Source organism: Pseudomonas sp. S2_A02 (assembly GCF_054668495.1).
Genome location: NZ_CP162776.1, coordinates 875,999 through 902,925 on the forward strand (window position 1 = coordinate 875,999; position 26,927 = coordinate 902,925).

A 26,927-nucleotide genomic window follows, 5' to 3' on the forward strand; every position below is an offset into this window, starting at 1 on the left:
TTGGGTCAGGGTATGGCCGCATCGAACTGATTGCCGCTGTTGTCGCGCAACACCAGGCGCGTCTGCCCTGCTCCTTCGATATCGAAGGCCAAATTGGGGTTTTCGCTGACCGCCGGGAACAACTCCAGACGCGCCAGCAATTGATCATTTTGATCGCGCAGCTCTGCGTGATTGATGAAGAATTCCGGAATGCCGCTGACCATGCCGTTGTCCATCGGGTGCGCCACCTGCAAACGCACGCGACTGAATTCGCCACGGGGATAACGGCCACCTAACACTTCGCCGATGTGTTCTTCCCAACCTGGCTGAGTGCGCACCACGCTCGGTGCCGTGCAACCGCCGCCTGCCGCATCGATCAGGGTCGAGCCGACATGCCACAGCCCATCGCGGGTCAATACCGCCGCACGCAATGGCGTGGCCTGTTCAACGCGGATGCGGATCGACAGCCACGGCAGCACACCGGTCAAGGGTTCGAAGTCGACGATTTTCGGCAGCGGATTGAGTTCGGCCCAGGCGAGGATTCGTACCACTTCACCCTTGAACGCTCGGGCGTCGATTTCCAGCGGCACTTGCCGGGCGTCTTCGGCAAATGGCGGCGCGAGCAACTTGACCCGCTCGTCGAATACGAACGGTGCATCGCCCAACATCTGCTTGTGATAGAAGCCCCACATCACCGACGGCACCGGATCGACCTCAACCGCATGCGCGGCCAAGGATAACCAGCAGGCCAACAGACAACTCACTCGCCAGTTCACTATTGATACATCTCGGGCACGTCATACCGCAGGCCGTAACGGGCATAAATGGCTTTCACCGAACCCTCGCGAATCAGCGCTTCCAGCGCCTCTTCCACGGCATAGGCCAGTTGCCGATTGCTTTCATGCACCGCCATGCCGATCTCCCAAAGCTGCTTGCCCATGTTCGGGTAGGCGTTTTCCGCCAGCGCCACTTGCGGGTCGGCGGCCTGATGGACTTGCCAGTCGATCTCGCCACGCATGGCCATCACCGCATCGACTTCACCGGCCTTCATCGCGGCAAACGCCTGAGATACGCCTGGATAATGGTGGGTCTTGCCGGCGAGCATGCCGTTGAACACCGAGGTCAGGTAAAACGACGGCACGCTGTCGACTTCGACGCCGATCGGGTGCTGCTGGAACACCGCGACGCTGGCCACCGAGTCCAGCCGACGATGGTCGTAAGCGACTTGCCATTGTTCGGTCTGATACGGCCCGAACATCACCACATGGCCGTTTTCCAGCTCACCCAGTTCATTGCGTTTCTGTGAGTAATCGCGATCGTACGGCACGCGCATCATCAGGTCCGCCAGTTGCTGATTGTGCAACTGACTGGCCCGCCAGATGTAATCGCGCAGGTCGTCGTCGAGCTTTTCCCCGGCGGGCGCCCAGATCAGTTTCAGGCGTACCCCCATGGCCTTGGCCAGGGCCTGGGCGAGTTCGACATCGACCCCGCGAGCCTCGCCAGCGTCTTCAAAGCTGTAGGGCGCGAAGTCCTTGTACACCGCGACTTTCAGCTCGGCGGCGGCGATCATTTCGTCATAGGTACGGACCTGCGCCTGCGCTGTCTGGCAGCACAGCCACACAGCGCCGATCAACACCGCGAGCAGGCGCATGGGTCACTCCTCGACGTGCACGCTGTCCAGGTAGGTACGCACCGCCCACAAGGCTTCCTGACTCAGGTAATCGGCCATCTTCGGCATATACACCCGGCCGTCACGCACGGCGCCATGGCGCACGCGTTCGACGAACCACTCATCACCGGCCTCGCCGACGTCGAGCATGCGCAAGTCGGGCGCGATGCCGCCGGACTTGGCTTCCAGGCCATGACAGGCCGCGCAGTTCTGGTTGTAGGCCGAAGAGCCGATTTCCAAGGCTTTATCGTGTTCCGGGGAGGAACGGTAAGGGTTCGCCGCCGCCCAACCATCGGCATCGACCTGCACACCGGCATCCTTGATCGGGGTCAGTCCCTTGGTTTCGACGGCCTGGGGTACCACGTTGCCGTGGGCCCAGACGGAACCTGCGTTGATGAAACCGGCCAGCAGTCCGGCAACGAGCAAGGCGTTGCGTTTTGTTGTCATTGTTCTGCCCTCTAGATTGCACGCAAAACCTCTTTGAAGAGGCTATGGCACTCATCTTAGGAACGGCTTTGCGCCAACCCCATGCTGCTTTGGTGGCCGCGGCCTACTCCCTTGGTAGTAGGGCTTGTGGCGCAGGCCCAACCAATACCGGCCGGGCGCCGTGAAGCTTATCGACGCCGATCAGGGTCAGGATCAGCAAAAACGGCAGGAGCAGTGCTTTGAGAATTCGCATGGTCAATCTCCCCCCTTGAGTGATGGCCGTCGTAGCCCATGCTAAAACCGCGCCGCCCGGGGTGAGTTACTACCTTGGTACTGGCCCATCGGTACTTTCTGCATATTTCCCCGCCCGCCCAGGGTTCCTATGCTGACGCTACCTGTGATGGAGTGCCTTTATGCGCCAGCTCGCCCCTTATGCCTTGATCTACCTGCTGGCGATTGCCTGCGCCGCCGGGGTGGCGACCCAGGTTCAGGCGGCGAACGCGCCGTTGCAGGTGCAAATCGGCTACCTCGCTTATCGCCCCGACCCCGGCCCGTTGCTGTCGAATGTCATCCCCGAACCGACCGATGCCGGCCTGCGCGGCGCCGAACTGGCGATCACCGACAGCAACAGTACCGGGCGCTTTCTCAATCACAGCTACAGCCTGGTCAGCGCCAGCGTCGACACTCCGGATGCGCTGATCGAAGCGGCCAAAAACCAACACGAACAAGGCCTGCGCCTGTTTGTGGTGAACGCACCAGCGCAGACCCTGCGCCGACTCAGCGCCGTGCTACCCGACAGCCTGCTGTTCAATGCCGGCAGCCCCGATGACAGCCTGCGCAGCACCGATTGCTTGCCGAACGTGCTGCACAGCCTGCCAAGCCGCGCCATGCTGGCCGATGCGCTGGCGCAATTTCTGGTGCTGCGCAAATGGCAACGGGCGCTGCTGATCGTCGGCCCGACCGCGGACGATCAAGCCTACGCCGCCGCCCTGCGTCGCGCGGCCAAACGCTTCGGCCTGCAACTAGTGGCGGAGAAAGCCTGGAGCTTCGATAACGACCAGCGCCGCAGCGCCCAGGCCGACATGCCGCTGTTCACCCAGACCGCCGAGTACGACGTGGTACTGGTGGCCGATGAACGCGGCGACTTCGGCGAATACGTGCCCTACCAGACCTGGTATCCACGGCCGGTTGCCGGCACTCAGGGTCTGACCCCGGTGGGCTGGCACAAGACCGTAGAAACCTACGGCGCCGCGCAGTTACAGAAACGCTTCGAAGCCCTGGCCGGGCGCTGGATGAACGACCGGGATTTCGCCGCGTGGATGGCCGTACGCAGCATCGCCAGTGCGGTGGGCAAACTGCGCCAGGCCGATGCCATGGCGATTCGTACGCTTGCAATCAGCGACCAATTGCCGCTGGACGGTTTCAAGGGTCGCAAGCTCAGTTATCGGCCGTGGAACGGTCAGCTGCGCCAGCCGATCCCCATCGTGCAACCCCGGGCGCTGGTCAGCACCTCGCCGCAAGAAGGTTTCCTGCACCCCGTCAACGAAATGGACAGCCTGGGTTACGACAAAGCCGAGGTCAGCTGCCGCTTTCTCTGATCCCTTTTTCACGACAACAACAATAAGGAATCTGCCATGCGCCGCACCCTGCTTTCCTGCGCCCTGCTGCTCGCCGCCGGGCACGCCGCTGCCAGCACCGCCTGGGTCTCCAACGAAAAGGACAATAGCCTGAGCCTGATCGACATGCAGACCCTGCAAGTCACCGAGACCCTGCCCGTCGGCCAGCGCCCGCGCGGCCTGTTGCTGTCCCACGACAATAAGCTGCTGTACATCTGCGCCAGTGATTCGGATCGGGTCCAGGTGATGGACGTCGCCACGCGCAAGATCATCAAGGAACTGCCCTCGGGCAAAGACCCTGAGCAATTCGCCCTGCATCCCAACAATCGCTGGTTGTACGTTTCCAACGAGGACGATGCGCTGGTGACGGTGATCGACACCGAAACTTCCAAAGTCCTCGGGCAGATCAACGTTGGCGTCGAGCCTGAAGGCATGGCCGTCAGCCCCGACGGCAAGTGGGCGGTGAACACCAGTGAAACCACCAACATGCTGCACTGGATCGACACCAGTACCCAGACCCTGGCCGACAACACCCTGGTTGATCAGCGGCCGCGTTTCGTCGAATTCAATCCCGATGGCTCGCAGCTCTGGGCCTCGGCGGAGATCGGCGGCACGGTGACGATTCTCGACGTCTCCAGCCGCAAGCTCCTCAAGACCCTGACCTTCCAGATCAAGGGCGTACACCCAGACAAGGTTCAGCCGGTGGGGATCAAACTCAGCGCCGACGGCAAGTACGGTTTCGTCGCGCTCGGCCCGGCCAACCATGTGGCGGTGATCGACGCCAAGACCTTCGAGATACTTGACTACCTGCTGGTGGGCCGACGGGTCTGGCAGATGTCGTTCACCCCGGATCAACGGCAATTGCTGGCCACCAATGGCGTCAGCGGCGACGTATCAGTAATTGATGTCGACAGCCTCAAGGTCACTAAATCGGTGAAGGTCGGGCGCTATCCCTGGGGCGTGGTGGTGACGCCATGAACGCCCTTGAAGTCAGCGACCTGAGTTTCGCTTACGGCGCGCGGGAGGCCTTGCGGCAGGTGAGTTTCAGCCTGGCAGCGGGACGTTTTGCCGCGCTGCTGGGACCGAACGGCGCGGGAAAATCGACGCTGATCGCCCTGCTCACTCGCCTTTATGATGTGCAGCGCGGTGATATTCGGGTCGGCGGTTGCTCCTTGCGTACCTCGGCACGCCCGGCGTTAAAGCAATTGGGTGTGGTGTTCCAGCAAAGCACCCTGGATCTGGACCTTAGCGTCGAGCAAAACCTGCGTTACCACGCCGCGCTGCATGGCTTGTCCCGACGCCAGACCGGCCTTCGGGTCGACGCCGAACTGGCGCGCCAGGCGCTGACCGAACGCCGTGGCGAACGGGTGCGTGAACTCAACGGTGGCCATCGTCGGCGGGTGGAAATCGCCCGGGCATTGTTGCACGAGCCAAGCCTGGTGCTACTTGATGAGGCCAGTGTCGGCCTCGATCCGGCCAGTCGCCTGGCGCTCAACCAACACATCCGCAGCCTGTGCCGCGAGCACAACATCAGCGTGCTCTGGACCACTCATTTGCTGGATGAAGTGCAGCCCAGCGACGACTTGCTGATCCTGCATCAAGGCCGTTTGGTGGCCAGCGGACAGGCGGACGCGCTAAGCCTGGAACACGGCGGCGACCTCGGCTCGGCCTTCGCTCGCCTGACCACCTCGCCCTCTTCAGGAGCAGTCGTCAGATGAACGCTTACTGGCAATGTTTCAGCGGTATCGTGCTGCGCGAATGGCTGCGTTTTGTGTTGCAGCGCACGCGGTTTCTCAGCGCGCTGGTGCGGCCGTTGTTGTGGCTGCTGGTGTTCGCTGCGGGTTTTCGCGCGGCTCTCGGTATCGCCATCATCGAGCCCTACGACACCTACATTCCCTATGAGGTTTACATCATTCCGGGCCTGGCCTGCATGATCCTGTTGTTCAACGGCATGCAAGGTTCGCTGTCGATGGTCTACGACCGAGAGATGGGCAGCATGCGCGTGCTGCTGACCAGCCCCCTGCCCCGGACCTTCCTGCTGTGCAGCAAATTGCTGGCGACATCGCTGATTTCGCTGTTGCAGGTGTATGCCTTTCTGGCAATTGCCTGGCTGTACGGCGTGCAACCGCCGGCCATGGGTTTGTTGCTGGCCTTTCCGGCGTTGCTGCTGGTGGCGTTGATGCTCAGCGCGCTGGGCCTGTTGCTGTCCAACGCCATCCGCCAACTGGAGAACTTCGCCGGGGTGATGAACTTCGTAATCTTCCCGCTGTTTTTCCTGTCGTCGGCGCTGTATCCGCTGTGGAAAATGCGCGAGTCCAGCGAGTGGTTGTATTGGCTGTGCGCCTTGAACCCGTTCACCCATGCAGTGGAACTGGTGCGATTTGCGCTGTATGAACGCTTCAATCCGTTGGCGTTGGCGGTGTGTGTGGGGTTGACGCTGGTGTTTGCCTTGCTGGCAGTACTCACCTTCAACCCGCAGCATGCGGCCCTGCGCAAAACCAACTGACTGCTCCGACCCGATCGTTCCCACGCTCCGCGTGGGAATGCAGCCAGGGACGCTCTGCGTCCCAAGAGCGGACGCGGAGCATCCGGTGAGGCATTCCCACGCGGAGCGTGGGAACGATCAAGCACCCGGCAATCCGGGCAAAATTACTACTTTAGTACTGGTTTACCTGTCTATCGTCGCATTCACAATGCACCGCTACTGGCATGTAATGGGTTCATAACTATAAGGACTGAACCCCCATGCCGCGTGCACGACGTGTTCTGCTGTGCCCTTCTCTCGCTGCGCTGTCGCTGAGCCTGTTGCTGGGCACCGCGCAGGCTGAAACAGCGCTGTTCTCCGCCGAAGGTTATCGCATCGGTTTATACCGCAGCCCGACCCCGACTCAGCTTCAGGGGGCGAGTATCATCGACACGTCGGCCCTGCAAACCCTGCTCAAGCAGATGCCACAGCCGCTGCTGATCGATGTCTACCGCCGGCAATGGCTGCAAGGCCGTTTCATCGAAGACGAGGCCCACGAAAACCTGCCCGGCAGCCATTGGCTGGCCAATACCGGTGACGGCGACCTGACGCCCCCGTGGCAGGATTATTTCGCGCGCCACCTGCAGCAATTGACGGCGGGCGACCTGACGCGACCGTTGGTCTTTTACTGCCGCTCCGATTGCTGGTTGAGCTGGAACGCGGTAAAACGCGCCGCTTCCATGGGCTATAAGACACTGTATTGGTACCGCGACGGACTGGATGCGTGGCAAGCGGCAAATCTGCCCGTGACGCCGGCCCGGCCCGAGCCCTTTCCCTGACTTGAGCGCTTGCGAGTTGTTGCCACACCCTGATCAAAAAAATAATGAGGTGAAAGGCCATGTACAAAATTCTGATTGCCGACGATCACCCGCTGTTTCGCGAAGCCATTCATAACGTCATCAGCGACGGTTTCCCCGGCAGTGAGGTCATGGAAACCGCCGACCTCGACAGTGCCCTGGCCCTGACCCAGGAACACGATGATCTGGACCTGATCCTGCTCGACCTGAACATGCCCGGCATGCACGGCCTCAATGGCCTGATCAACCTGCGCAACGAGGCGCCGACCATTCCGGTGGTGATCGTCTCGGCCGAACAGGACAAACAAATCGTGCTGCAAGCCATCACCTATGGCGCGGTGGGCTTCATCACCAAGTCCTCGCCTCGGGTGCAGATGACCGAGGCGATCCAGCAGATTCTCAATGGCAATGTGTACCTGCCGCCCGACATCATTCGCACGCAAAAAAGCGGCACTCACCGCCGGATGAATGACACCCCGAGCTTCCCGCCGGAGCTACTCCAGGCACTGACCCGCAAGCAGTTGCTGGTGCTTGAGCGTATGACCAAGGGCGAATCGAACAAACAGATCGCCTACACCCTGGAAATCGCCGAAACCACGGTCAAGGCGCACGTTTCGGCGATATTGCGCAAACTCAATGTGCACAATCGGGTGCAGGCGATTTTGAGTGCCGGGGATATTGATTTCGGGTCGTATTTGCGGCGTTGATGATCGTTCCCACGCTCTGCGTGGGAATGCCTCAACGGACGCTCCGCGTTCGGCTCTGGAAGGGACGCAGAGCGTCCCGGGCTGCATTCCTTTGCTGCGCGTGGGAACGATCATCTCAAAGCCGACCAAGCAAATGACTCATCGCCGTCTTGAGTTTCATCGGCCGCACCGGTTTGTGCATCAGGGTATGGCCCAGTTCGCGGATTTGCTGTTTGAGTTCGTTGCTGTAGTTGGCGGTGATCATCATCGCCGGGATCGCTGAAGCGCGACGGGCGTTGATGCGGGCCACGGCGTCGACACCATTCTTCTCGTCATCCAGGTGATAGTCGGCAATCAGCAAGTCGGCTTCGTCGTGATAATTATCCACTTGCCGCGCCAGGTCCTCTTCCGACAGCGCCGTGATCACCCGGCAGCCCCAACCTTCAAGCAAGGTGCGCATCCCGGCACAAATAGCTGCGTCGTTGTCCAGCACCCACACCCGTGCACCGCGCAGGCGCTCAAGCATCGGTTCGCTCATCAAAAGGCTTGGCAACGCCTTCGGCGCCGTGGCACTCAACGGCACTTCGACGGAAAACATCGAACCCTTGCCCGGCCATGAACGCACGTGAATCCGATGGCCGAGAATACGGGCGATTTTCTCGACGATCGCCAGGCCCAGCCCCAAACCGCGATCCTGATCCGGGCGCTGCACGTCACCGCGTTTGAACTCCTGAAAAATCTCCTCAAGACGGTTTTCAGCAATGCCCATGCCGCTGTCCCAGACTTCGATGGTCAGCCGCTGATGATGACGCCGGCAGCCGAGCACCACGCGCCCTCTGTAGGTGTAGCGAATGGCATTGCTCAGCAGATTACGCAGGATCCGCGCGAGCAACTGAATGTCACTGCGCACCAGCGCCGAACACGGGATGAAATGCAGTTCAAGGCCTTCGCTGCGGGCCACCTGGGTGTATTCGGCGGCAAGATTTTCCAGCAATTCGCTCAGGGCGAACGGCGCAATGTCGGCCTTGATCACCCCGGCATCGAGTTTGGAAATGTCCACCAAAGTGCCCAGCAGATTCTCCACGTCTTCCAGGGAATTGCTGACGTTGCGCACCAGAATCTCGTTGGCCACCGGCTCCCGGCGTTCCAGCAAGGCACTGGTAAACAGCCGCGCGGCATTCAGCGGTTGCAGCAGGTCGTGACTGACCGCCGCAAGAAATTTGGTCTTCGACAGGTTGGCCTGCTCGGCCTCGAGCTTGGCCTCGCGCAAACGAGACTCCACGCGGCGGCGCTCGTCAATTTCGCGCAGCAATTGGTCATTGAGGGTGGTCAGTTCGGTGGTGCGTTCGCGCACCCGCAATTCAAGGTTCTGATAGGCCTGATGCAGCGCTTCGGCAGTACGGCGGCGCTCGGTGATGTCGCGGATCAACACGAAAATCCCCACCACTTCCCCGGTGGCCAGGCGATTGGGCACGTAGGAACGCAGCATGTAGCGTTCCTGATTATTGATATTAGTTTCGGCAAACTCGAACGTCACGCTCTCGCCGGCCAAGGCCCGGGCCACGTAGGCTTCCAGGCGCTGATAATGCTGTTCGCTGTGAACTTCGCGCAGGCTCTGCCCGAGCATCACCCCCCGGGGCCAGCAGTACCATTCTTCGTAGACTTTGTTAGTGAATTCATAGACCAGATCGGCATTCAGGTAGGCGATCAGCGCCGGCACATGGTCCGTGATCAGGCGAATCCAGCGCTCGCTTTCGCTGAGCGCTTCGGCGTGCTGGTAGCGTTCGGTGATGTCGGTGAAGGTGTTGACGAAGCCGCCGGTGGGCAACGGATGGGTGCGGATTTCCAGCACCCGGCCATCGTAGAGGCGCTGCTCGCATTCCTGCACGTGCCGTCCGTTCGGGTCGCGACTGGCTGGGGTCAGCAGGTTCAGTTCGCTGTCGGCGATCACTTCGGCAAACGGCCGATGGGCCGCCACCGGGGCCAGGCCGCTGAGTTCCAGGAAGCGCCGGTTCCACAGTTCCAGAATGCCCTCGGCATTGACCATCGCCACGCCTTGAGACAGGTTGTCGACCGCCCGTTGCAACAAGTGCGACTTCTGCGCCACGGCCTGCTCGCGGCGCAGGGTTTCGCTGAGTTTGACGTCGGTAATGTCGGTGAACAGGATCACCCGCCCGCCTTCCTGGGTCGGCCGTTCGCTGACTTGCAGCCAGCGCCCGTTGTGCAGGCGATAGAGCAGGTTTTCGTCGGCATGCCCGCGAGGTTCTTCGCTGAACAGTCCGGTCGCGGTCATCAACCGTTTGACCTCGCGCAGGCGCATGCCGGCGGTGATCCGCACACGACTGTTGCCCCAAAACGCCTTGAAGCGGCTGTTGAACAGCACGATCCGCTGTTCGGCGTCGAACAACACAAAGGCGTCGGAAATACTTTCGATGGCGTCGATCAAGTGTTGATGGGCGGTTTCGGCTCGCAGCCGCGCTTCGCTGAGCAAATGATTGCCGGCCTTGAGTTCGGCCATGGCCTGGTTCAGGGCATCGGTACGTTCACGCACCTGCTCGGCCAGCACCACCGAATGCTGGAACGCCGCATACGGGTCGTTGCCCCGGGTGATGCCGGATTCGATGCGCTCGATCAGCGCGCCATTGATGCGCTGCAGTTTGTGGTTTTCGTGGCGCAGGCTGGCGATCTGCGCCTGAAGGTCAGCGCTGTCCAGGGGAGCGGCCTCGGGCAATGGCAACCCCGGTGAAGGTCTGGTTGATGTGCATGCCATTGAACTGTTCTCCGTAGGTGTTGAAACCCATCACCCGCTGGTCCCGCAGAAACGCGCCGATCTGCTCGAGATTGCCGCCGTCTTCCAGCTCCAGACGCCTGAGAAAACAGTCGCAGCCGATGGTCAGCAACAGTTCCCCGAGACGCTCCTGCAAACCGTCGAACAGGTTTTGCAGATTCGGCAGCATGGGGCCGGGGGTCATGACGGTGAGGACGATGCCGTTTTCCACCGCACAGTAGAAACTCAGGCTCAGGTCCGGATGAACCTGCTGGATCGCCCGCACGTAATACTGATCGTTGATTCGCACCGCCAACGGGTGTGCGGCAAAGATCCGATAATCGAGATCGGCCACCGCCACACCGATGTGCCGGGCGTACTCTTCGGCGGCCGGTTCGGCATTGAGTTCAAACACCCGGCGTGAGGCGCTGTCGGCTGCGGTGACCACCAGTTTCTCGGCCCTGGGCAGGATGTGATGGGTGGTGAAGACTTCGAAGTCCAGCCAGGTATTGACCAGCACCACCACCGCCGCGCCGCTGTGGAACTCGCCGCCGAAATACACGTGGGTGTGGGTCAGGTAGTTGTCGTCGCCGGCCGAACCGCCGAAATGCGGAATGTCACCCAACGCCGCGCTCAAGGCCGCCAGAACCATTTCTTCACGGCTGGACAGGCCATCGAGCAGGGTCAGGGCAAAGCTGTTGCCCTTGATCGGCGCCAAGGTATTACTGCGACAGCCACTGACCAGTCGCTCGACCATTTGCTGGGCGTCGATCAGGCTGAAATGTTCCATCTCGTCGATCAGTTCGGTGGAGATGGAAAAGTGCCGATGATCGAAGCCCACCGCCGTCACGCAGCTGCGGCCATAGCCTTGGGGGGTGATTTCCCCGGCGCTGGTGCAGCCCACCAGGCGAATGCCGCCGAAGCTCTGTTGCAACGCCTGCCCCAGCGCCTGCAAGTCGTACTCGGCGGAGCAGAAGAACAGCACGAAACCCAAGTGGGGGTGCAAGAGTTGTCGCGCCAGATCCTGGGCCGCTTGCTGGGCATCGGTGGCCTGGGACATGGCACTGACCACACCGTCGTTCTGAACCTGCTGCATCCTCGCCCCTCGCCGGTGCGCCTGTATGAGGCACGAGTGTACGAAGCCTGCGGGCGGCGGCGAATGCTACTTGGGTAGTGGGTGGGTGGTTCGATGGGATGAGAGGGGGATTTGCACGATTGCGCGGCTGGCGCTCTTGTGGCGAGGGAGCTTGCTCCCGCTGGACTGCGAAGCAGTCCCCCTGATTCTGGCCGATGCGCGACTAGAAATCGGGGGCCGCTTCGCGACCCAGCGGGAGCAAGCTCCCTCGCCACAGGAAGCTCCCTCGCCACAAGTAGTAGTTAGCCAGCCAGTTACCAGGTCAACACCGCCCCCACCGCAAACGTATCGGTGTCTTCATTTTGGTCGCTGGTGTCGTGGCCATTGATTTCGAACTGGTTGTACTCGGCCACCAACTTCAGGTTGTCGTTGACGTCATGGAACAGCGCAATGCCGCGGGTCTCGTAATCGGCGCCGCTGCCGACCACGCCGTTGCCGTCGTCCTCGGTCTTGCCGTAAGACAGGGCCAGGCGGTTCTTGCCCAGTTTGTAGGAGCCCTGCAACAGGTAACCGTCGCTGTCGACATTGCGCAGGGTCGGTTCGCCGGCGTTGTTGGTGAAGAACGGGTTGATGCCCTTGGCCTGGAAGCCGGAGCCAGTCAGCGACACCCCGCCCATCTTCGCCTGCACGCCGTAACCGACGCCTTTGGAGGTGACGGACTCGACGCTGGAGTCAGTGTTGTCCGAAGTCTGGTAGCTGCCGTTGAGCCAGCTGTAAATCTTCGCCCCGCCGACGTCGAACTGATAGGTGATCTCGCTCTCGGTGCGCGGGTTCTCCTGATACGCCTTGCCCGTCGCGCTGCTGTCGTTGGTGTCGACCGGGTCCATGATCCCGACCGCCACCCGCAAACCGTCCATCACCGGGGTGCGATAGGTAATCTGCGACGTCGGGAACGGGTACGGATAACCGCTGCCGATGTTGCCGAACGACACCCCGCCGCCGTCCACCAGGCCCAACGTATCGCTGACCTGACCATAACCGGAGAGCAGTTCGTCGAGCAGGATGTTGGAGCGGGCAAACAGGCCGAAATCCTTGCCGATCAGCACCTCGCCCCACTCTGGATTGGCCACCGTGCCGTAGAACTGCCGCACGTCGATGGCGGTGTCGGTGCCGTTGGTTTCGCTGTCGTTGATGGTCACCCAGAACGAGGCGCGGGCGCCGAGCTTGAGGTCATCAACCTGCTTGCCCATGTTGAAGCCCAGGTAGTTGGGCAAAAACCCCATCTTCACCCGCGCCTGGCGCCGGTCGTACTGCTCGCCGGCCCGGTCCACGTCGCTGTTCACGTAGAAGGCGTTGATGTAGCCATCCGTGGAGAACGTGGTCTGGTCCTTGTCGTACAGCATGATCTCGGCCTCGGCCATCGAGCTCAGGCCAAGAGACGACAGGCTGGCGATGAAGGCCGGCAAGAAACGATGCTTGAAGTTCTTATTGTTGTGCATGACGCGCTCCGCAACGGGGGACTTGATGTCGGAGGCGATTATCGAAAGTAGACCGGCGGCGTCATACGCTGCCTTCGGGGCGGTTTTGAAGTGCTTTGGAATGGCCGGCAATACGCGACAATTACGGCGTAAGACCGCTCATCGGCAGGGCCCGGAACTTAGGGAGTAGGCCTGTAGACCCGAGAGGCCAATGCCAGTCGGTTAAGACGGAACCTGTGGGAGCGGGCTTGCTCGCGAAGAGGCCGATACATCCAACATCTCTGTCGACTGACACACCGCTTTCGCGAGCAAGCCCGCTCCCACATGGATTGCGCTTAACTGCTGGCGTTGCTCGGGGCCGCTTTGGGTAGGAGCCAGCGGTTAGAAGGCCGCTCTGAACAGCATGTAAACGGCGATCACCACGCAGACGCTGGCGAAGCCGATCTGCAGCCCTCGGGCCGGCACCCGTGCGCAGAGTTTTCGACCGAGGATCATCCCGACGATGCTGGCGACAATGAACGACCCGCCCAAACCATCGATCCGCACCCCGGCATGAAACGCGCCGATCACCCCAATCACCGAGATCAGGCTGATCACCATCAGCGACGTGGCAACGATGCCGCGCATCTGCACATCGGTCAGTTGCTTGAACGCCGGCACAATCAGAAAGCCGCCACCCACCCCGAGCAGCCCCGAGACCACGCCGGTCACCGCGCCGAGCGCCGCCAGGGTGGCGGTGCATTTGGCGGTCCAGGAAAAGCGCCCGGTCTGCTGATCGAGCATGCAGTTCTTCTGGCCCCAGTTGGCATGCCCGTGATCGCTGGGGCCATCGTCGGGCTTTTCCCGGCGCAACATCCGCCAGGCCACCATGACCATCAGCAGACTGAACAGGACCATCAGGATCTTTTCCGGCAACTGATGGGCGAAGTAGATGCCCACCGGCGAAAACACCGCGCCCAGCAGCGCAATCAACAACGCCGCCCGATAGCGCACCAGGCCATGGCGCAGACCGTCAATCGCACCGATCGCCGCCGCACTGCCCACCGCAAACAAGGCAACGGGCGCCGCTTGGGTCATGGTCAAACCCAACCCCAGCACCAAGGCCGGCACCGCAAGAATACCGCCACCAGCACCGGTCAAACCCAGCACCAGACCCATGACCACACCGAAAAAACTGGCCAGCAACATAGGGTTCTCTCAGTCAACCTTGGACAGATGGGTCAGCCATTCACGGCCCTTGAGCAGGCCATTCCAGTAGAACCACGGCAGCAGGGTCGCCTTGAGAAACCAGGCCGAACGACGCGGCACGCTCGGGTCGAGGGGAAAGGTCGGCAGCAACTTACCGGCGTAACCGAACTCGGCGAGGATCACCTTGCCCTTCTCCACCGTCAGCGGGCAGGAACCGTAGCCGTCGTACTTGAGTGGCAACGGCTGTTGCTTGCGCAGGGCCAGCAGGTTTTGCGCCACCACCACGATCTGTTTGCGCACAGCGGCGGCAGTTTTCGCATTGCTGGTGGAACAGACATCGCCCAAGGCAAAGACGTCTGTATAGCGTGCGTGTTGCAGGCTGTGCGGGTTCACTTCGCACCAGCCAGCAGCGTCGGCCAACGGGCTTTGGCGGATGAAATCCGGCGAGACCTGAGGCGGCACGACGTGCAACAGGTCGAAGGTTTTTTCTTCTACGGTCACGACACCCGCAGCGTCCTTGACCTCAAACCACGCGGTTTTCGACGCCCCGTCAACCTTGACCAGATTGGAGTTGAAGGCCAACCGGGCGTTGTACTTTTCGATGTATTTCATGAGCGGCGGCACGAATGTCGCCACGCCGAACAACGCAGCGCCGGCCAGATTGAACTCGACGTCGAATTTGTTCAGAACACCGGTTTTACGCCAGTGATCGCAGGACAAGTACAAGGCCTTCTGCGGCGCACCGGCGCATTTGATCGGCATCGCTGGCTGGGTGAAGATCGCTTTGCCGCCGCGCAATCCCTGGACCAGTTTCCAGGTGTAGGCCGCGTGCCGATAGCTGTAATTGGAGGTCACGCCGTTCTGCCCGAGGGTGTCCTGCAAGCCTTCGATTTTCTCCCAGGCCAGGCGCAGGCCGGGGCAGACGACGAGGTTCTGGTAACTGACGATGCGGCCATCGTCAAGGGTCAGCTGTTTGCTGTCGGGGGCGATGTCAGTCACGGACGCCTGCACCCAGGTGGCCTGACGCGGCATCACCGAAGACATCGGGCGCACGGTGTTTTTTACCGCGTAAGCACCACCGCCCACCAGCGTCCACGCCGGTTGGTAGTAATGCTGGCTGTCGGGTTCGATGACGGTGATGTTTAAACCCGGATCGCGTTTCAGCAGGCTGGCAACCAGGCCAATGCCGGCGGTCCCGCCGCCTATTACCACGATGTCGGCACTGATGGATGGGCCCCAGTGTTGATCGTTCATCATTCATTCCTTGTTATTGCACGCATGGCGCTGGGTGCAGCTCTAATGCCGGACCTGTAGGAGCCAGCGGTGCGGCAAGCCTGGCTCCTACAAAAGCGGTTCGCTTAACTGACCGGCATCAGGCTCAGCCCCAGCTTTTCAGCACCGCTCCGCAGTACAGGCCGGACAGTGTCTTCATCACCTGAATCACTTCGTGACTGGCTAAACCATAGAATATGTACTTGCCTTCACGACGGGTGACTACCAATCCTTCGTCGCGCAGGATGCCCAGCTGTTGGGACAGTGTGGGTTGGCGCACGCCGGTCATTTTTTCCAGTTCGCCGACGTTGCGCTCGCCCTGGGTCAATTGGCAGAGAATCAGCAAGCGGTCCTCGTTGGCCAAGGCCTTGAGCAGCGCGCAAGCCTTGGAGGCCGAGGCCCGGAGTTGGGCGACTTCACATTCGGTCAGACTGGATTGCATTTGCAGGATGCCTTCGACGTCACTTAAGCTGCGGACATTATGTTTAAACATAAAGTGTTGCAACCGGTTATTGTCCTCCCGCCCCTTTCCACAGGTTCGTACCCATGTCTGCGTTGATTGAAGCCTTTCTTGACCCCGCCTCGTCGACTTACAGCTACGTGATCTACGAACACGATGGCGGACAGTGCGCGATTGTCGACCCGGTGCTGGATTACGACCCCGCCGCCGGACGCACCGCGACCGTCCAGGCCGACAAAATCATCGCCTTCGTGCGCGAACATCAGTTACAGGTGCAATGGCTGTTGGAAACCCACGCCCATGCCGATCACCTGTCGGCCGCGCCTTATCTGCGTCGGGAACTGGGGGGCAAGATTGCGATTGGTGAATCGATCAGCAAGGTTCAGGACGTGTTCAAGGCACTGTTCAATCTCGAACCGGGATTTAGCGTCGATGGTTCACAGTTCGATCACCTGTTTGCGCCAGACGAGTCATTCCGCATTGGCAACCTCAAGGCCACGGCCCTGCATGTGCCCGGACATACCCCGGCGGACATGGCTTATTTGATCGACGGCGATGTGATTCTGGTGGGCGATACGTTGTTCATGCCGGACGTTGGCACCGCGCGCTGCGACTTCCCCGGCGGCAACGCCAACCAGATGTTTGCCTCGATCCACAAACTGTTGGCCTTCCCCGCCAGCGTGCGGCTTTACGTCTGCCACGATTACCCGCCCACGGGCCGCGCCCCGCAATGCCAGAGCACGGTTGGCGAGCAGCGCAAAAGCAACATCCACATTCACGATGGCATTGATGAGGCTGCCTTCGTCACCATGCGCACCCAGCGCGACGCCGGGTTGTGCATGCCGACGTTGTTGCTGCCAGCGATTCAAGTGAATGTGCGGGCGGGGAATTTGCCGCCGGCGGAAGACAACGGTGTGACGTACCTGAAGATCCCGCTGAATCAACTCTGACCCACGCCATTCGATCGTTCCCATGCTCCGCGTGGGAATGCCGCCAGGGACGCCCGCGTTCCGCTTCCGGATGTGACGCAGAGCGTCACGGTATGAATTCCTTTGCTGCGCGTGGGAACGATCAATTAGCCAGGGTCAACCCATTCGCCGGCAACGGCAGCGCCGTCTTATACCTAACCTGCTTGAGCGCAAAGCTCGAACGGATGTTCGCCACCCCCGGCACCTTGGTCAAAAAGTCCATCATGAAGCGTTCCAGCGACTGAATGGTCGGCACCAGCACGCGGATCAGGTAGTCCGGGTCGCCGGCCATCAAATAACACTCCATCACTTCCGGGCGATCCGAGATCGCCTCTTCGAAATGCTGCAACGCCTCCTCCACCTGTTTCTCCAGGCTGACGTGAATGAACACATTCACATGCAGCCCCAGCAGGTCGGCATCCAGCAGGGTCACTTGCTCACGAATCAGCCCTAATTCTTCCATCGCCTTGACCCGGTTGAAGCACGGCGTCGGCGACAGGTTCACCGAGCGAGCGAGGTCGGCGTTGGTGATGCGCGCGTTCTCCTGAAGGCTGTTGAGAATGCCGATATCGGTACGGTCCAGTTTGCGCATGAGACAAAACCACCTGTTTTTTATGTTTATGCAGATTTTTTATCCTCAAATGACCTCAAGCGCAACGAAACAGAGAGAAATATTCTTCTTGGCCCGGCCTATGATTGTTGTAGGACAAGATTTCTTTTACCGAAGAAAGACTGCCAGCTCACTACAAGAAATTCACAAGATCGAGCGTAGAAGCCATGAACCAAGCGTACGAACCGCTGCGCCTGCACGTTCCCGAACCTTCGGGCCGCCCGGGCTGCAAAACCGACTTCTCCTACCTGCATCTGACTGACGCAGGCTTGGTGCGCAAACCCCCAATCGACGTTGAACCGGCCGACACGGCTGATCTGGCCAAAGGCCTGATTCGCGTGCTCGACGACCAGGGCAATGCCCTCGGTCCATGGGCCGAAGGCGTGCCAGTCGAGATCCTGCGTAAAGGCATGCGCGCCATGCTCAAGACGCGGATTTTCGACAACCGCATGGTGGTCGCCCAGCGTCAGAAAAAATGTCGTTCTACATGCAAAGCCTTGGCGAAGAAGCCATCGGCAGCGCCCAGGCCCTGGCCTTGAACATCGACGACATGTGCTTCCCCACCTACCGTCAGCAAAGCATCCTCATGGCCCGCGAAGTGCCATTGGTGGACCTGATCTGCCAACTGTTGTCCAACGAGCGCGATCCGCTCAAAGGCCGTCAGCTGCCGATCATGTACTCGGTCAAGGACGCCGGCTTCTTCACCATTTCCGGCAACCTCGCCACTCAATTCGTTCAGGGCGTGGGCTGGGGCATGGCCTCGGCGATCAAGGGCGACACCAAAATCGCCTCGGCCTGGATCGGCGACGGCGCCACTGCTGAATCGGACTTCCACACCGCCCTCACCTTCGCCCACGTCTACCGTGCGCCGGTGATCCTCAACGTGGTCAACAACCAGTGGGCGATCTCGACGTTCCAGGCGATTGCCGGTGGTGAAGCCACTACCTTTGCCGGACGCGGCGTCGGTTGCGGCATCGCCTCCCTGCGGGTCGATGGCAACGATTTTGTCGCGGTCTACGCCGCTTCCGCCTGGGCCGCCGAACGCGCACGCCGCAACCTTGGCCCGACCATGATCGAATGGGTCACCTACCGCGCCGGCCCGCACTCGACGTCTGATGATCCGTCCAAATACCGTCCTGCCGACGACTGGAGCCACTTCCCGTTGGGCGACCCGATTGCCCGCCTCAAACAGCACCTGATCAAAATCGGTCAGTGGTCCGAAGAGGAACACGTCGCGGTCAGCGCCGAACTGGAAGCCGAAGTGATCGCCGCGCAGAAAGAAGCCGAGCAGTACGGCACCCTCGCCGGCGGCCAGATTCCGAGCGCCGCGACCATGTTCGAAGACGTCTACAAAGAGATGCCGGAGCACTTGAAGCGCCAGCGTCAAGAGTTGGGGATCTGACATGAACGATCACAACAATAAAATCGAGTTGGAAACCGCCATGACCACGACCACCATGACCATGATCCAGGCCCTGCGCTCGGCCATGGATGTGATGCTTGAGCGTGACGACAATGTCGTGGTGTTCGGCCAGGACGTGGGCTACTTCGGTGGCGTGTTCCGTTGCACCGAAGGCCTGCAGAACAAGTACGGCACCTCCCGTGTTTTCGACGCACCGATCTCCGAAAGCGGCATCGTCGGCGTCGCCGTGGGCATGGGCGCTTACGGTTTGCGGCCGGTGGCCGAGATCCAGTTCGCCGATTATGTTTACCCGGCGTCGGACCAGATCATTTCCGAAGCGGCGCGCTTGCGCTATCGCTCGGCCGGCGAGTTCACCGCGCCGATGACCCTGCGCATGCCATGCGGCGGCGGCATCTACGGTGGCCAGACCCACAGCCAGAGCATCGAGGCGATGTTCACCCAAGTCTGCGGTTTGCGCACGGTCATGCCATCCAACCCATATGACGCCAAAGGCCTGCTGATCGCCTCCATCGAAAACGATGACCCGGTGATCTTTCTCGAGCCAAAACGCCTGTACAACGGCCCGTTCGATGGCCACCACGACCGTCCCGTAACCCCGTGGTCGAAACACCCCGCCGCACAAGTGCCGGACGGTTACTACACCGTGCCACTGGATGTCGCCGCCATCGTCCGTCCGGGCAAGGACGTGACCATCCTGACCTACGGCACCACGGTTTATGTGTCGCAAGTGGCGGCTGAAGAAACCGGTATCGACGCCGAAGTCATCGACCTGCGCAGCCTGTGGCCGCTGGATCTGGACACCATCGTCAAGTCGGTGAAAAAAACCGGGCGCTGCGTAGTGGTTCACGAAGCCACCCGCACCTGCGGGTTCGGCGCCGAACTGGTGTCGCTGGTGCAGGAACATTGCTTCCATCACCTGGAAGCGCCAATCGAGCGCGTCACCGGTTGGGACACTCCCTACCCGCACGCGCAAGAGTGGGCGTATTTCCCTGGTCCGTCCCGTGTGGGCGCGGCTTTGAAACGGGTCATGGAGGTCTGAATGGGCACGCACGTTATTAAAATGCCGGACATTGGCGAAGGCATTGCAGAAGTTGAACTGTCGCAGTGGCACGTCAAGGTCGGCGACATGGTCGTCGAAGATCAGGTGCTGGCCGATGTGATGACCGACAAGGCGATGGTCGACATCCCTTCGCCGGTGCATGGCAAGGTGCTTGCGCTGGGCGGACAGCCAGGTGAAGTCATGGCGGTCGGCAGCGTCCTGATCAGTATTGAAGTTGAAGGCGCGGGCAACGTTAAAGAGTCGGTTCAGCCAGTAGCGGTTAAAGAAGCACCGGTTACAGCGCCTAACGTTGAAGCCGTTGTTGAAAGCAAACCGCTTGCGGCGCCTCGCCCGGCCGCCGCGTGCCAAGGGCCGATGGTTGCCCGTGAAGCCGATGAGCGCCCACTGGCCTCCCCGGCCGTGCGCAAGCATGCGCTGGACCTCGGCATTCAATTGCGTCTGGTGCGTGGCAGCGGCCCTGCCGGTCGGGTGCTGCATGAAGACCTCGAAGCGTATCTGGCTCAGGGTCAGTCGAATGTATCGACCGCCACCGCCGCTTACGCCCAGCGCAATGATGAACAGCAAATCCCGGTGATCGGCATGCGCCGCAAGATCGCCCAGCGTATGCAGGACGCCACCCAGCGCGCTGCCCACTTCAGTTACGTCGAAGAAATCGACGTCACTGCCGTGGAAGAACTGCGCGCACACCTGAACGAAAAACACGGCGCGACCCGCGGCAAGCTGACCTTGCTGCCGTTCCTGGTCCGCGCGCTGGTTGTCGCCTTGCGAGACTTCCCGCAGATCAACGCCCGTTACGACGACGAAGCGCAGGTCATCACCCGTCTCGGCGCGGTGCATGTGGGCGTCGCTACGCAAGCCGACATCGGTTTGATGGTGCCGGTGGTGCGTCACGCCGAAACCCGCAGCCTGTGGGACAGCGCTGCGGAAATCTCGCGTTTGGCCACCGCCGCGCGCACTGGCAAGGCCAGCCGCGATGAGCTGTCCGGTTCGACCATCACCCTGACCAGCCTCGGCGCCTTGGGCGGCATCGTCAGCACGCCGGTGCTGAACCTGCCGGAAGTGGCGATCGTCGGCGTGAACAAAATCGTCGAACGGCCGATGGTCGTCAAAGGCCAGATCGTGATCCGCAAGATGATGAACCTCTCCAGCTCCTTCGATCACCGCGTGGTCGACGGCATGGACGCGGCGCAATTCATCCAGGCCATTCGCGCTCTGCTCGAACAACCCGCCATGCTTTTTGTTGAATAGGCTTTTGTGGAGTAAGCAATGCAAACTCTGAACACCACGCTGCTGATCATCGGCGGCGGCCCTGGCGGCTATGTGACGGCGATCCGCGCCGGCCAACTGGGCATTTCGACCATTCTGGTGGAAGGCGAATCGTTGGGCGGCACCTGCCTGAACATCGGCTGCATTCCGTCGAAGGCGTTGATCCACGTCGCCGAACAGTTCCATCAGACACAACACCACAGCCAATACTCGGCGCTGGGCATCAGCGTCTCGGCGCCGACCCTGGACATCGGCAAGAGCGTCGAGTGGAAGGACGGTATCGTTGATCGCCTGACCACCGGCGTCTCGGCGCTGCTGAAGAAGCACAAGGTCCAGGTCATTCAAGGCTGGGCGAAAGTGATTGACGGCAAAACCGTCGAAGTCGGCGAAACGCGCATCCAGTGCGAGCACCTGGTGCTGGCCACCGGTTCGAAAAGCGTGAACCTGCCGATGCTGCCGATTGGCGGGCCGATCATTTCCTCCACCGAAGCGCTGGTGCCGAAAAGCATGCCGAAACGGTTGGTCGTGGTCGGTGGCGGTTACATCGGTCTGGAACTGGGGATTGCCTATCGCAAACTCGGCGCCGAGGTCAGTGTGGTCGAGGCCCAGGATCGCATCCTGCCGGCCTACGACGCCGAACTGACCCATCCGGTGTACGAAGCGCTCAAGCAACTCGACGTGAAGCTTTACTTGAAGCACAGTGTTGAAGGCTTTGATTCACAAGGTAATACGCTACAAGTTCGTGATCCGAACGGCGACACCTTGAACCTGGAAACCGATCAGGTACTGGTAGCCGTCGGTCGCAAACCCAACACTCAAGGCTGGAACCTTGAAGCCTTGAATCTGGAGATGAACGGTTCGGCGATCAAGATCGATAACCGTTGCCAGACCAGCATGCGCAATGTCTACGCCATCGGCGACTTGAGCGGTGAACCTATGCTCGCCCACCGGGCCATGGCTCAGGGCGAGATGGTCGCCGAACTGATCAGCGGCAAACACCGCGAATTCAACCCGACCGCCATCGCCGCCGTGTGCTTCACCGACCCGGAACTGGTGGTGGTCGGCAAGACCCCGGACGAGGCCAAGGCTGCGGGGCTGGACTGCATCGTGTCCAGCTTCCCGTTCGCCGCCAATGGCCGGGCGATGACGCTGGAGTCGAAAAGCGGCTTCGTGCGGGTCGTGGCCCGCCGTGACAACCATGTGATTGTTGGTTGGCAGGCGGTGGGTGTGGGCGTGTCGGAGTTGTCGACGGCGTTCGGTCAAAGCCTGGAAATGGGCGCTCGGCTGGAAGACATAGCCGGCACCATCCACGCGCATCCGACGCTGGGCGAAGCGGTACAGGAAGCGGCGTTGCGTGCGTTGGGCCACGCTTTGCACTTGTAAACGCGGATCAACTGTGGCGAGGGAGCTTGCTCCCGCTGGGCTGCGAAGCGGCCCCAACCGTACCACCGCGATTTGCCTGATGCACCGCAGTGTCCGGTTTTACCAGTGCTGCGCACTGGAACGGGAGCAAGCTCCCTCGCCACAAAGTTTCGAATAATACGGGATCGACAGCGTATTTCATGAGCAGGCTAAGAAATATGCCAATCACCCGATAGTCCGGGCTGCGAAATGGGCCCGGAATGAAGTATTGTTGTCCCCATCCAGAAAAATGTCAGAAGCCTTGAACCGTTTCGGCGGTTGTTAAGTGATAGAGGGTGTCATGGGTAACGAAAGCATCAATTGGGACAAGCTGGGTTTTGACTACATCAAGACAGACAAGCGCTATCTGTCGCACTGGCGTAATGGCGAGTGGGACAAAGGCACCTTAACCTCTGACAACGTGCTGCACATCAGCGAAGGCTCCACTGCCCTTCACTATGGCCAGCAGTGCTTCGAAGGCCTGAAGGCCTACCGCTGCAAGGACGGTTCGATCAACCTGTTCCGCCCGGACCAGAACGCCGCACGCATGCAACGCAGCTGCGGTCGTCTGCTGATGCCGCAGGTGTCCACCGAACAGTTCATCGAAGCCTGCAAGGACGTGGTACGCGCCAACGAGCGTTTCATCCCGCCTTACGGCACCGGCGGCGCGCTGTACCTGCGTCCGTTCGTGATCGGCGTGGGTGACAACATCGGCGTGCGTACCGCGCCCGAGTTCATCTTCTCGATCTTCTGCATCCCGGTCGGCGCCTATTTCAAGGGCGGCCTGACCCCGCACAACTTCCTGATCTCCAGCTACGACCGCGCCGCCCCACAAGGCACCGGCGCGGCCAAGGTCGGTGGTAACTACGCCGCCAGCCTGATGCCGGGCTCCCAAGCCAAGAAGGCGCACTTCGCCGACTGCATCTACCTGGACCCGCTGACCCACACCAAAATCGAAGAAGTCGGCTCGGCCAACTTCTTCGGGATCACCCACGACAACAAGTTCGTCACCCCGAATTCCCCTTCGGTGTTGCCGGGTATCACTCGTCTGTCGTTGATCGAACTGGCCAAAACCCGCTTGGGCCTGGAAGTGGTCGAAGGTGACGTGTTCATCGACAAGCTGTCCGATTTCAAGGAAGCCGGTGCCTGCGGTACCGCTGCAGTGATCACCCCGATCGGCGGTATCAGCTACAACGACAAACTGCACGTGTTCCACAGCGAAACCGAAGTCGGCCCGGTAACCCAGAAGCTCTACAAAGAGCTGACCGGTGTACAGACCGGCGACGTCGAAGCGCCAGCGGGCTGGATCGTCAAGGTTTGATTTGATGCAATCCGCCATCGCGAGCAGGCTCGCTCCCACAGGTTCTGCACTGTTCCTGTGGGAGCGAGCCTGCTCGCGATTGTCCGTTTGAACACAAAAGCCCGGCCTTCATATTGAAGGCCGGGCTTTTTTCATCCGAGTATCGTGGAAAACGCCACGTGCAACAGCCATTAACAGGTGCCACCACAACCATGGGCAAATTCTGGCGAAAGTATCTGGCCTTGCTGGACACCGATTTCACCACGCAAGTGTTCGACAACATCAAGAACCTGCTGGTGTGCGCCCTGCTGTTCGCGGCGGGCACCAATGCGCTGCATAGCGATCAACAGTTGTTTATGGGCTTACTCGCCTCGAATCTGGCGGGTTGGGGGCTGATTCTGGTATCAGCGGTGTTGATGCTGCTTAGTGTCAGTGACGGCCTGCGACGGCTGTCCAAGTTGCCTTATCACACGGCGCTTCAAATTATTTTGTTTCTGCTTTACCTGATTTTGGCAGTGCGGGTTGTGGAGATCGTCTGGGTTTTCAGGGCGTAGCGGTCACAGCACGAGGTGTTTGCCAATGCAGCTCATCCTGAGCAATCCGGGCAAACAACCACGCCACAAACAGCCGTGTCTGCACCGTCACGTCCGGCGCAACACCGTAGTAATAACGCGGCAACGGCATACGCAACTCGGGCAACGGGCAGATCAACTGTCCGCTCAAAAGATGGGTGCCCAGCAAAGAGGTCGGACATAAGGCAATGCCCTGTCCTTCCACGGCGGCCTGAAGCACCAGGTGCATGTGATCAAACTGCCGGGTGACCTGAGTGGCTGACAGGCTTTGACCAACGTGCATTGCCCAATGGTGCCAGTCTTCGCGGCGTGCCTTGGCGGTCAGCAACGTGTGTCGGCTCAGTGAAGTGAGTTCTTCAAGGGGCAGGCGCTCGATCATCGATGGCGCCGCGACCAGCACGAGTTCGTCTTCGAACAGCGCTCGCGCCTCAATCGTCGGTGCCCAATCGTCACGACCACGGCGAATGACGATGTCGAACCCGTCGCGCGCCTGATCGGGGGCCTGGGTTTGCGTGATCACCTGCGGCTTGATGTCCGGGTGCTGCGCAATGAAATCCGCCAGCCTGGGCGTCAGCCAAAGCACGGCAAAGGACGGACGGACATTGATCTTCACGGTCGGCAGCGAAGCATGTTGTTTGAGCGCAGCGGCGGCGTTGGCGATCTGCGCCAGCCCGGCGCGGACCTGCTCATAAAAGCGCTGGCCGGCCGGTGTCAGCACCGATTGCCGGATACGCCGCTCGAATAGCAGCACGCCCAGGTACTCCTCAAGCAATTTGATGTGCCGGCTGACGGCACTGTGGCTGACATGCAGCTCTTCGGCCGCCAGGCTGAAGCTCTGATGACGAGCCGCAACGGCGAAAGCGCGAACAGCATTAAGCGGCGGTAGTGGATTTTTCATGCGTCTAATTTAGTCACCTATGCGCTTTAATTAAAGCGTTTGTCACGCTCTCGTCGTCACGCCACTCTGCCAGCACACAGCCAGCGCCACCGACGGAGCACGACATGAACAGCTATGGACTCTTTGTACTTTTCGCCACCCTGACCATTTTGAGCCCGGGGCCTGGCGTGGTCCTGACCCTGTCCAACGCGATACGCCACGGTTGGACCGGAGCCGTGCCGGGCATTCTGGGGATCGCGTCGGGGGCGTTTGTCGTCGCCGCCATCAGCGCCACCAGCGTTGGCCTGATACTCAGCACCTCGGCGAACGCCTTTACCGCGTTGAAATACGCAGGGGCCGCCTATTTGTTGTACCTGGGCTACAAAAACTGGCGCTCGGATCGTTTCAGTGCACTGCTTGAAACGCGCCCCTCAAGCCCTGGCTATCGCTTCCTTGAAGCCGCTTCGATCCAGTTTCTGAACCCCAAGGCGGTGTTTTTCTTCCTGGCGGTGTTCCCGCAATTTATCGACACCTCGGCGCACTTCTACACCCAGTTCTTCAAACTGGTCGCTTCCTACGGCTTACTGGTGATCCTGGTGCATGGCAGCTACGCGTTGCTCGCCAATGCCGCCAAAGGCTGGTTGTCGAGCCCGAAGGGTTCCTGGCTGGCGGCGAAAGTCTCAGGCGTGACCTTCGCCGGCTTTGGCGTGCTCATGGCCTCGTCGAGTCGCTAAGCCACAGGACTGACGATCGCGCGACGCCTGTTCTCGGTGGCCGTGGGTTGTGCGGTCGTCACCTGTACCGGCAGTTCAACGGCGAACCGGCTACTGAGTTCCTTGCGCCCCAACACCGTCAACGCCAGCGCCCGGCTGTCCAGATCCTGCGTCACCCATTTACGTTTGATCGCCGTTTGCAGCAACGCCGCACCCAAGGCGCCGCCCAAGTGCGGCCGACGCATGCTCCAGTCCAGGCACGGACAGGCGAAGCGGCGGCGCAAGGTGCTTAGTTCTTTGACGTCGGCTCCCAATGCTTCGAACAACGCTTCACCGCTGTCGCTCAGTCGATAAACTTGCTCATCGGTTTCCAACAACCACCCCGCTTCGATCATCCGGTCATGCAGCAACACCGCCAACGTGCCGGCCATGTGGTCGTAGCAAGTGCGGGCGAATTGCAGGCGGTCCGGGGTGCGCGGGTTGAACGTCGGTGCGGCGTTCTGGCCGATCACCATCAGCGCTTCCAGGGCCTGGGCCACGCGCTTGTCCGCGAGGCTGTAATAACGGTGACGGCCCTGAACGTGCAAACGCACCAGCGCCAGTTCCTTGAGCTTGGCCAAGTGAGCACTGGCGGTGGAGGCGCTGACTTCGGCAACCGTCGCCAGTTCGGTGCTGGTGCGGGCATGGCCGTCCATTAGCGAACAGAGGATTTTCGTCCGGGCCGGCTCGGCAATCGCTGCCGCCACTTGAGAGACGCCGATGTCGTGTTGTTCTGCGTTCATATTTCGCTCCCGGACGAA

Annotated in this window: 26 protein-coding genes and 1 pseudogene; 14 read left to right on the forward strand and 13 right to left on the reverse strand. The window is 60.7% G+C overall.

Features of this window, described 5'->3' with window-relative positions; all coding sequences use genetic code 11:
* Positions 1-5 precede the first annotated feature (5 nt).
* The 4 genes from AB4O41_RS03690 to AB4O41_RS03705 form a co-directional block, all read right to left on the reverse strand.
* Positions 6-755 carry a quinoprotein dehydrogenase-associated SoxYZ-like carrier gene (locus AB4O41_RS03690; RefSeq protein WP_460146314.1) on the reverse strand — a complete coding sequence of 250 codons (750 nt, stop codon included), beginning with the start codon at positions 753-755 and terminating at the stop codon, positions 6-8.
* Positions 755-1,630, reverse strand: coding sequence for a substrate-binding periplasmic protein (locus AB4O41_RS03695; RefSeq protein WP_460146315.1), 876 nt, complete (start codon positions 1,628-1,630; stop codon positions 755-757). Before AB4O41_RS03695 ends, AB4O41_RS03690 begins: the two co-directional genes overlap by 1 nt.
* 3 nt (positions 1,631-1,633) lie before the next feature.
* Positions 1,634-2,095 carry a cytochrome c-550 PedF gene (gene pedF / locus AB4O41_RS03700; RefSeq protein ID WP_460146316.1) on the reverse strand — a complete coding sequence of 154 codons (462 nt, stop codon included), beginning with the start codon at positions 2,093-2,095 and terminating at the stop codon, positions 1,634-1,636.
* Positions 2,096-2,198: 103 nt separating this feature from the next.
* Positions 2,199-2,327, reverse strand: coding sequence for a hypothetical protein (locus AB4O41_RS03705; protein ID WP_007907038.1), 129 nt, complete (start codon positions 2,325-2,327; stop codon positions 2,199-2,201).
* Between the two features lie 160 nt (positions 2,328-2,487).
* On the opposite strand from AB4O41_RS03705, the gene AB4O41_RS03710 reads away from it, so the two are divergent.
* The 6 genes from AB4O41_RS03710 (at position 2,488) to AB4O41_RS03735 (ending at position 7,718) form a co-directional block, all read left to right on the forward strand.
* Complete coding sequence (locus tag AB4O41_RS03710) at positions 2,488-3,672, forward strand: ABC transporter substrate-binding protein (protein WP_460146318.1); 1,185 nt, start codon at positions 2,488-2,490, stop codon at positions 3,670-3,672.
* A gap of 36 nt (positions 3,673-3,708) precedes the next feature.
* Positions 3,709-4,668 (forward strand): YVTN family beta-propeller repeat protein, encoded by a 960-nt coding sequence (locus tag AB4O41_RS03715; RefSeq protein WP_460146319.1) that lies wholly within the window; start codon positions 3,709-3,711, stop codon positions 4,666-4,668.
* A complete protein-coding gene (locus tag AB4O41_RS03720) occupies positions 4,665-5,408 on the forward strand; it encodes an ABC transporter ATP-binding protein (RefSeq protein ID WP_460146321.1) in 744 nt (247 codons plus the stop codon). The genes AB4O41_RS03715 and AB4O41_RS03720 overlap by 4 nt, the downstream gene beginning before the upstream one ends.
* A complete protein-coding gene (locus AB4O41_RS03725; protein WP_460146322.1) occupies positions 5,405-6,196 on the forward strand; it encodes an ABC transporter permease in 792 nt (263 codons plus the stop codon). Before AB4O41_RS03720 ends, AB4O41_RS03725 begins: the two co-directional genes overlap by 4 nt.
* Positions 6,197-6,435: 239 nt before the next feature.
* Complete coding sequence (locus AB4O41_RS03730; protein WP_460146323.1) at positions 6,436-6,993, forward strand: PQQ-dependent catabolism-associated CXXCW motif protein; 558 nt, start codon at positions 6,436-6,438, stop codon at positions 6,991-6,993.
* Positions 6,994-7,052: 59 nt separating this feature from the next.
* On the forward strand, positions 7,053-7,718 hold the full coding sequence (locus AB4O41_RS03735) for a response regulator transcription factor (RefSeq protein WP_008005351.1): 666 nt from the start codon (positions 7,053-7,055) through the stop codon (positions 7,716-7,718).
* A 115-nt stretch (positions 7,719-7,833) separates the two neighbouring features.
* On the opposite strand, the gene nahK is transcribed toward AB4O41_RS03735, so the two are convergent.
* The 6 genes from nahK to AB4O41_RS03765 all read right to left on the reverse strand — a co-directional run bounded on the left by nahK (position 7,834) and on the right by AB4O41_RS03765 (position 15,919).
* Positions 7,834-10,467: a hybrid sensor histidine kinase/response regulator NahK/ErcS' gene (gene nahK / locus AB4O41_RS03740; protein WP_460146324.1), complete on the reverse strand. Its 2,634-nt coding sequence runs from the start codon at positions 10,465-10,467 to the stop codon at positions 7,834-7,836.
* Entirely contained in the window at positions 10,397-11,560 is a 1,164-nt protein-coding gene (nosP, locus tag AB4O41_RS03745) for a nitric oxide-sensing protein NosP (protein WP_460146326.1), read from the reverse strand. The genes nahK and nosP overlap by 71 nt, the downstream gene beginning before the upstream one ends.
* 293 nt (positions 11,561-11,853) lie before the next feature.
* Positions 11,854-13,038: a porin gene (locus tag AB4O41_RS03750; RefSeq protein ID WP_460146328.1), complete on the reverse strand. Its 1,185-nt coding sequence runs from the start codon at positions 13,036-13,038 to the stop codon at positions 11,854-11,856.
* A 360-nt stretch (positions 13,039-13,398) separates the two neighbouring features.
* The gene (locus AB4O41_RS03755) at positions 13,399-14,205 is read right to left on the reverse strand and encodes a sulfite exporter TauE/SafE family protein (protein WP_460146329.1); all 807 of its coding nucleotides are present in this window, start codon (positions 14,203-14,205) and stop codon (positions 13,399-13,401) included.
* A 9-nt stretch (positions 14,206-14,214) separates the two neighbouring features.
* Entirely contained in the window at positions 14,215-15,459 is a 1,245-nt protein-coding gene (locus tag AB4O41_RS03760; RefSeq protein ID WP_460148267.1) for an NAD(P)/FAD-dependent oxidoreductase, read from the reverse strand.
* A gap of 124 nt (positions 15,460-15,583) precedes the next feature.
* Positions 15,584-15,919 (reverse strand): ArsR/SmtB family transcription factor, encoded by a 336-nt coding sequence (locus AB4O41_RS03765; RefSeq protein WP_032830345.1) that lies wholly within the window; start codon positions 15,917-15,919, stop codon positions 15,584-15,586.
* A 104-nt stretch (positions 15,920-16,023) separates the two neighbouring features.
* Here AB4O41_RS03765 and AB4O41_RS03770 point away from each other — a divergent pair, with 104 nt between their 5' ends.
* Positions 16,024-16,887, forward strand: coding sequence for an MBL fold metallo-hydrolase (locus AB4O41_RS03770; RefSeq protein WP_460146331.1), 864 nt, complete (start codon positions 16,024-16,026; stop codon positions 16,885-16,887).
* A 121-nt stretch (positions 16,888-17,008) separates the two neighbouring features.
* Here AB4O41_RS03770 and bkdR read toward each other — a convergent pair whose 3' ends face one another.
* Positions 17,009-17,497, reverse strand: coding sequence for a Bkd operon transcriptional regulator BkdR (bkdR, locus tag AB4O41_RS03775; protein ID WP_017339472.1), 489 nt, complete (start codon positions 17,495-17,497; stop codon positions 17,009-17,011).
* Positions 17,498-17,682: 185 nt separating this feature from the next.
* Here bkdR and AB4O41_RS03780 point away from each other — a divergent pair.
* The 6 genes and pseudogenes from AB4O41_RS03780 to AB4O41_RS03805 all read left to right on the forward strand — a co-directional run bounded on the left by AB4O41_RS03780 (position 17,683) and on the right by AB4O41_RS03805 (position 24,519).
* A pseudogene (locus AB4O41_RS03780) lies at positions 17,683-18,917 on the forward strand (thiamine pyrophosphate-dependent enzyme).
* A 1-nt stretch (position 18,918) separates the two neighbouring features.
* Positions 18,919-19,977, forward strand: coding sequence for an alpha-ketoacid dehydrogenase subunit beta (locus AB4O41_RS03785; RefSeq protein ID WP_460146332.1), 1,059 nt, complete (start codon positions 18,919-18,921; stop codon positions 19,975-19,977).
* Positions 19,978-21,246, forward strand: a complete 1,269-nt coding sequence (locus AB4O41_RS03790) for a dihydrolipoamide acetyltransferase family protein (protein ID WP_460146333.1) — start codon at positions 19,978-19,980, stop codon at positions 21,244-21,246. It begins immediately after the preceding gene.
* Between the two features lie 18 nt (positions 21,247-21,264).
* The gene (gene lpdA / locus AB4O41_RS03795; RefSeq protein WP_460146334.1) at positions 21,265-22,647 is read left to right on the forward strand and encodes a dihydrolipoyl dehydrogenase; all 1,383 of its coding nucleotides are present in this window, start codon (positions 21,265-21,267) and stop codon (positions 22,645-22,647) included.
* A gap of 319 nt (positions 22,648-22,966) precedes the next feature.
* Positions 22,967-23,986 carry a branched-chain amino acid aminotransferase gene (locus AB4O41_RS03800; RefSeq protein WP_460146336.1) on the forward strand — a complete coding sequence of 340 codons (1,020 nt, stop codon included), beginning with the start codon at positions 22,967-22,969 and terminating at the stop codon, positions 23,984-23,986.
* 191 nt (positions 23,987-24,177) lie between these two features.
* Entirely contained in the window at positions 24,178-24,519 is a 342-nt protein-coding gene (locus AB4O41_RS03805) for a hypothetical protein (protein WP_030129381.1), read from the forward strand.
* Here the strand turns inward: AB4O41_RS03805 and AB4O41_RS03810 are convergent.
* A complete protein-coding gene (locus AB4O41_RS03810) occupies positions 24,509-25,435 on the reverse strand; it encodes a LysR substrate-binding domain-containing protein (RefSeq protein WP_460146337.1) in 927 nt (308 codons plus the stop codon). The two genes, AB4O41_RS03805 and AB4O41_RS03810, sit on opposite strands and share 11 nt — an antisense overlap.
* A 104-nt stretch (positions 25,436-25,539) precedes the next feature.
* Between AB4O41_RS03810 and AB4O41_RS03815 the strand changes: the two genes are divergently transcribed.
* Positions 25,540-26,148 carry a LysE family translocator gene (locus AB4O41_RS03815; RefSeq protein WP_460146338.1) on the forward strand — a complete coding sequence of 203 codons (609 nt, stop codon included), beginning with the start codon at positions 25,540-25,542 and terminating at the stop codon, positions 26,146-26,148.
* Here AB4O41_RS03815 and AB4O41_RS03820 read toward each other — a convergent pair.
* Positions 26,145-26,909, reverse strand: coding sequence for an ArsR/SmtB family transcription factor (locus tag AB4O41_RS03820; protein WP_460146340.1), 765 nt, complete (start codon positions 26,907-26,909; stop codon positions 26,145-26,147). The two genes, AB4O41_RS03815 and AB4O41_RS03820, sit on opposite strands and share 4 nt — an antisense overlap.
* Between the last annotated feature and the right edge of the window lie 18 nt (positions 26,910-26,927).

Coding starts and splice junctions, on each gene's coding strand:
- AB4O41_RS03695 (WP_460146315.1), bottom strand. CDS start 1,630: ATGCGCCTGCTCGCGGTGTTGATCGGCGCTGTGTGGCTGTGCTGCCAG.
- pedF (WP_460146316.1), bottom strand. CDS start 2,095: ATGACAACAAAACGCAACGCCTTGCTCGTTGCCGGACTGCTGGCCGGT.
- AB4O41_RS03705 (WP_007907038.1), bottom strand. CDS start 2,327: ATGCGAATTCTCAAAGCACTGCTCCTGCCGTTTTTGCTGATCCTGACC.
- AB4O41_RS03710 (WP_460146318.1), top strand. CDS start 2,488: ATGCGCCAGCTCGCCCCTTATGCCTTGATCTACCTGCTGGCGATTGCC.
- AB4O41_RS03715 (WP_460146319.1), top strand. CDS start 3,709: ATGCGCCGCACCCTGCTTTCCTGCGCCCTGCTGCTCGCCGCCGGGCAC.
- AB4O41_RS03720 (WP_460146321.1), top strand. CDS start 4,665: ATGAACGCCCTTGAAGTCAGCGACCTGAGTTTCGCTTACGGCGCGCGG.
- AB4O41_RS03725 (WP_460146322.1), top strand. CDS start 5,405: ATGAACGCTTACTGGCAATGTTTCAGCGGTATCGTGCTGCGCGAATGG.
- AB4O41_RS03730 (WP_460146323.1), top strand. CDS start 6,436: ATGCCGCGTGCACGACGTGTTCTGCTGTGCCCTTCTCTCGCTGCGCTG.
- AB4O41_RS03735 (WP_008005351.1), top strand. CDS start 7,053: ATGTACAAAATTCTGATTGCCGACGATCACCCGCTGTTTCGCGAAGCC.
- nahK (WP_460146324.1), bottom strand. CDS start 10,467: ATGGCATGCACATCAACCAGACCTTCACCGGGGTTGCCATTGCCCGAG.
- nosP (WP_460146326.1), bottom strand. CDS start 11,560: ATGCAGCAGGTTCAGAACGACGGTGTGGTCAGTGCCATGTCCCAGGCC.
- AB4O41_RS03750 (WP_460146328.1), bottom strand. CDS start 13,038: ATGCACAACAATAAGAACTTCAAGCATCGTTTCTTGCCGGCCTTCATC.
- AB4O41_RS03755 (WP_460146329.1), bottom strand. CDS start 14,205: ATGTTGCTGGCCAGTTTTTTCGGTGTGGTCATGGGTCTGGTGCTGGGT.
- AB4O41_RS03760 (WP_460148267.1), bottom strand. CDS start 15,459: ATGAACGATCAACACTGGGGCCCATCCATCAGTGCCGACATCGTGGTA.
- AB4O41_RS03765 (WP_032830345.1), bottom strand. CDS start 15,919: ATGCAATCCAGTCTGACCGAATGTGAAGTCGCCCAACTCCGGGCCTCG.
- AB4O41_RS03770 (WP_460146331.1), top strand. CDS start 16,024: ATGTCTGCGTTGATTGAAGCCTTTCTTGACCCCGCCTCGTCGACTTAC.
- bkdR (WP_017339472.1), bottom strand. CDS start 17,497: ATGCGCAAACTGGACCGTACCGATATCGGCATTCTCAACAGCCTTCAG.
- AB4O41_RS03785 (WP_460146332.1), top strand. CDS start 18,919: ATGAACGATCACAACAATAAAATCGAGTTGGAAACCGCCATGACCACG.
- AB4O41_RS03790 (WP_460146333.1), top strand. CDS start 19,978: ATGGGCACGCACGTTATTAAAATGCCGGACATTGGCGAAGGCATTGCA.
- lpdA (WP_460146334.1), top strand. CDS start 21,265: ATGCAAACTCTGAACACCACGCTGCTGATCATCGGCGGCGGCCCTGGC.
- AB4O41_RS03800 (WP_460146336.1), top strand. CDS start 22,967: ATGGGTAACGAAAGCATCAATTGGGACAAGCTGGGTTTTGACTACATC.
- AB4O41_RS03805 (WP_030129381.1), top strand. CDS start 24,178: ATGGGCAAATTCTGGCGAAAGTATCTGGCCTTGCTGGACACCGATTTC.
- AB4O41_RS03810 (WP_460146337.1), bottom strand. CDS start 25,435: ATGAAAAATCCACTACCGCCGCTTAATGCTGTTCGCGCTTTCGCCGTT.
- AB4O41_RS03815 (WP_460146338.1), top strand. CDS start 25,540: ATGAACAGCTATGGACTCTTTGTACTTTTCGCCACCCTGACCATTTTG.
- AB4O41_RS03820 (WP_460146340.1), bottom strand. CDS start 26,909: ATGAACGCAGAACAACACGACATCGGCGTCTCTCAAGTGGCGGCAGCG.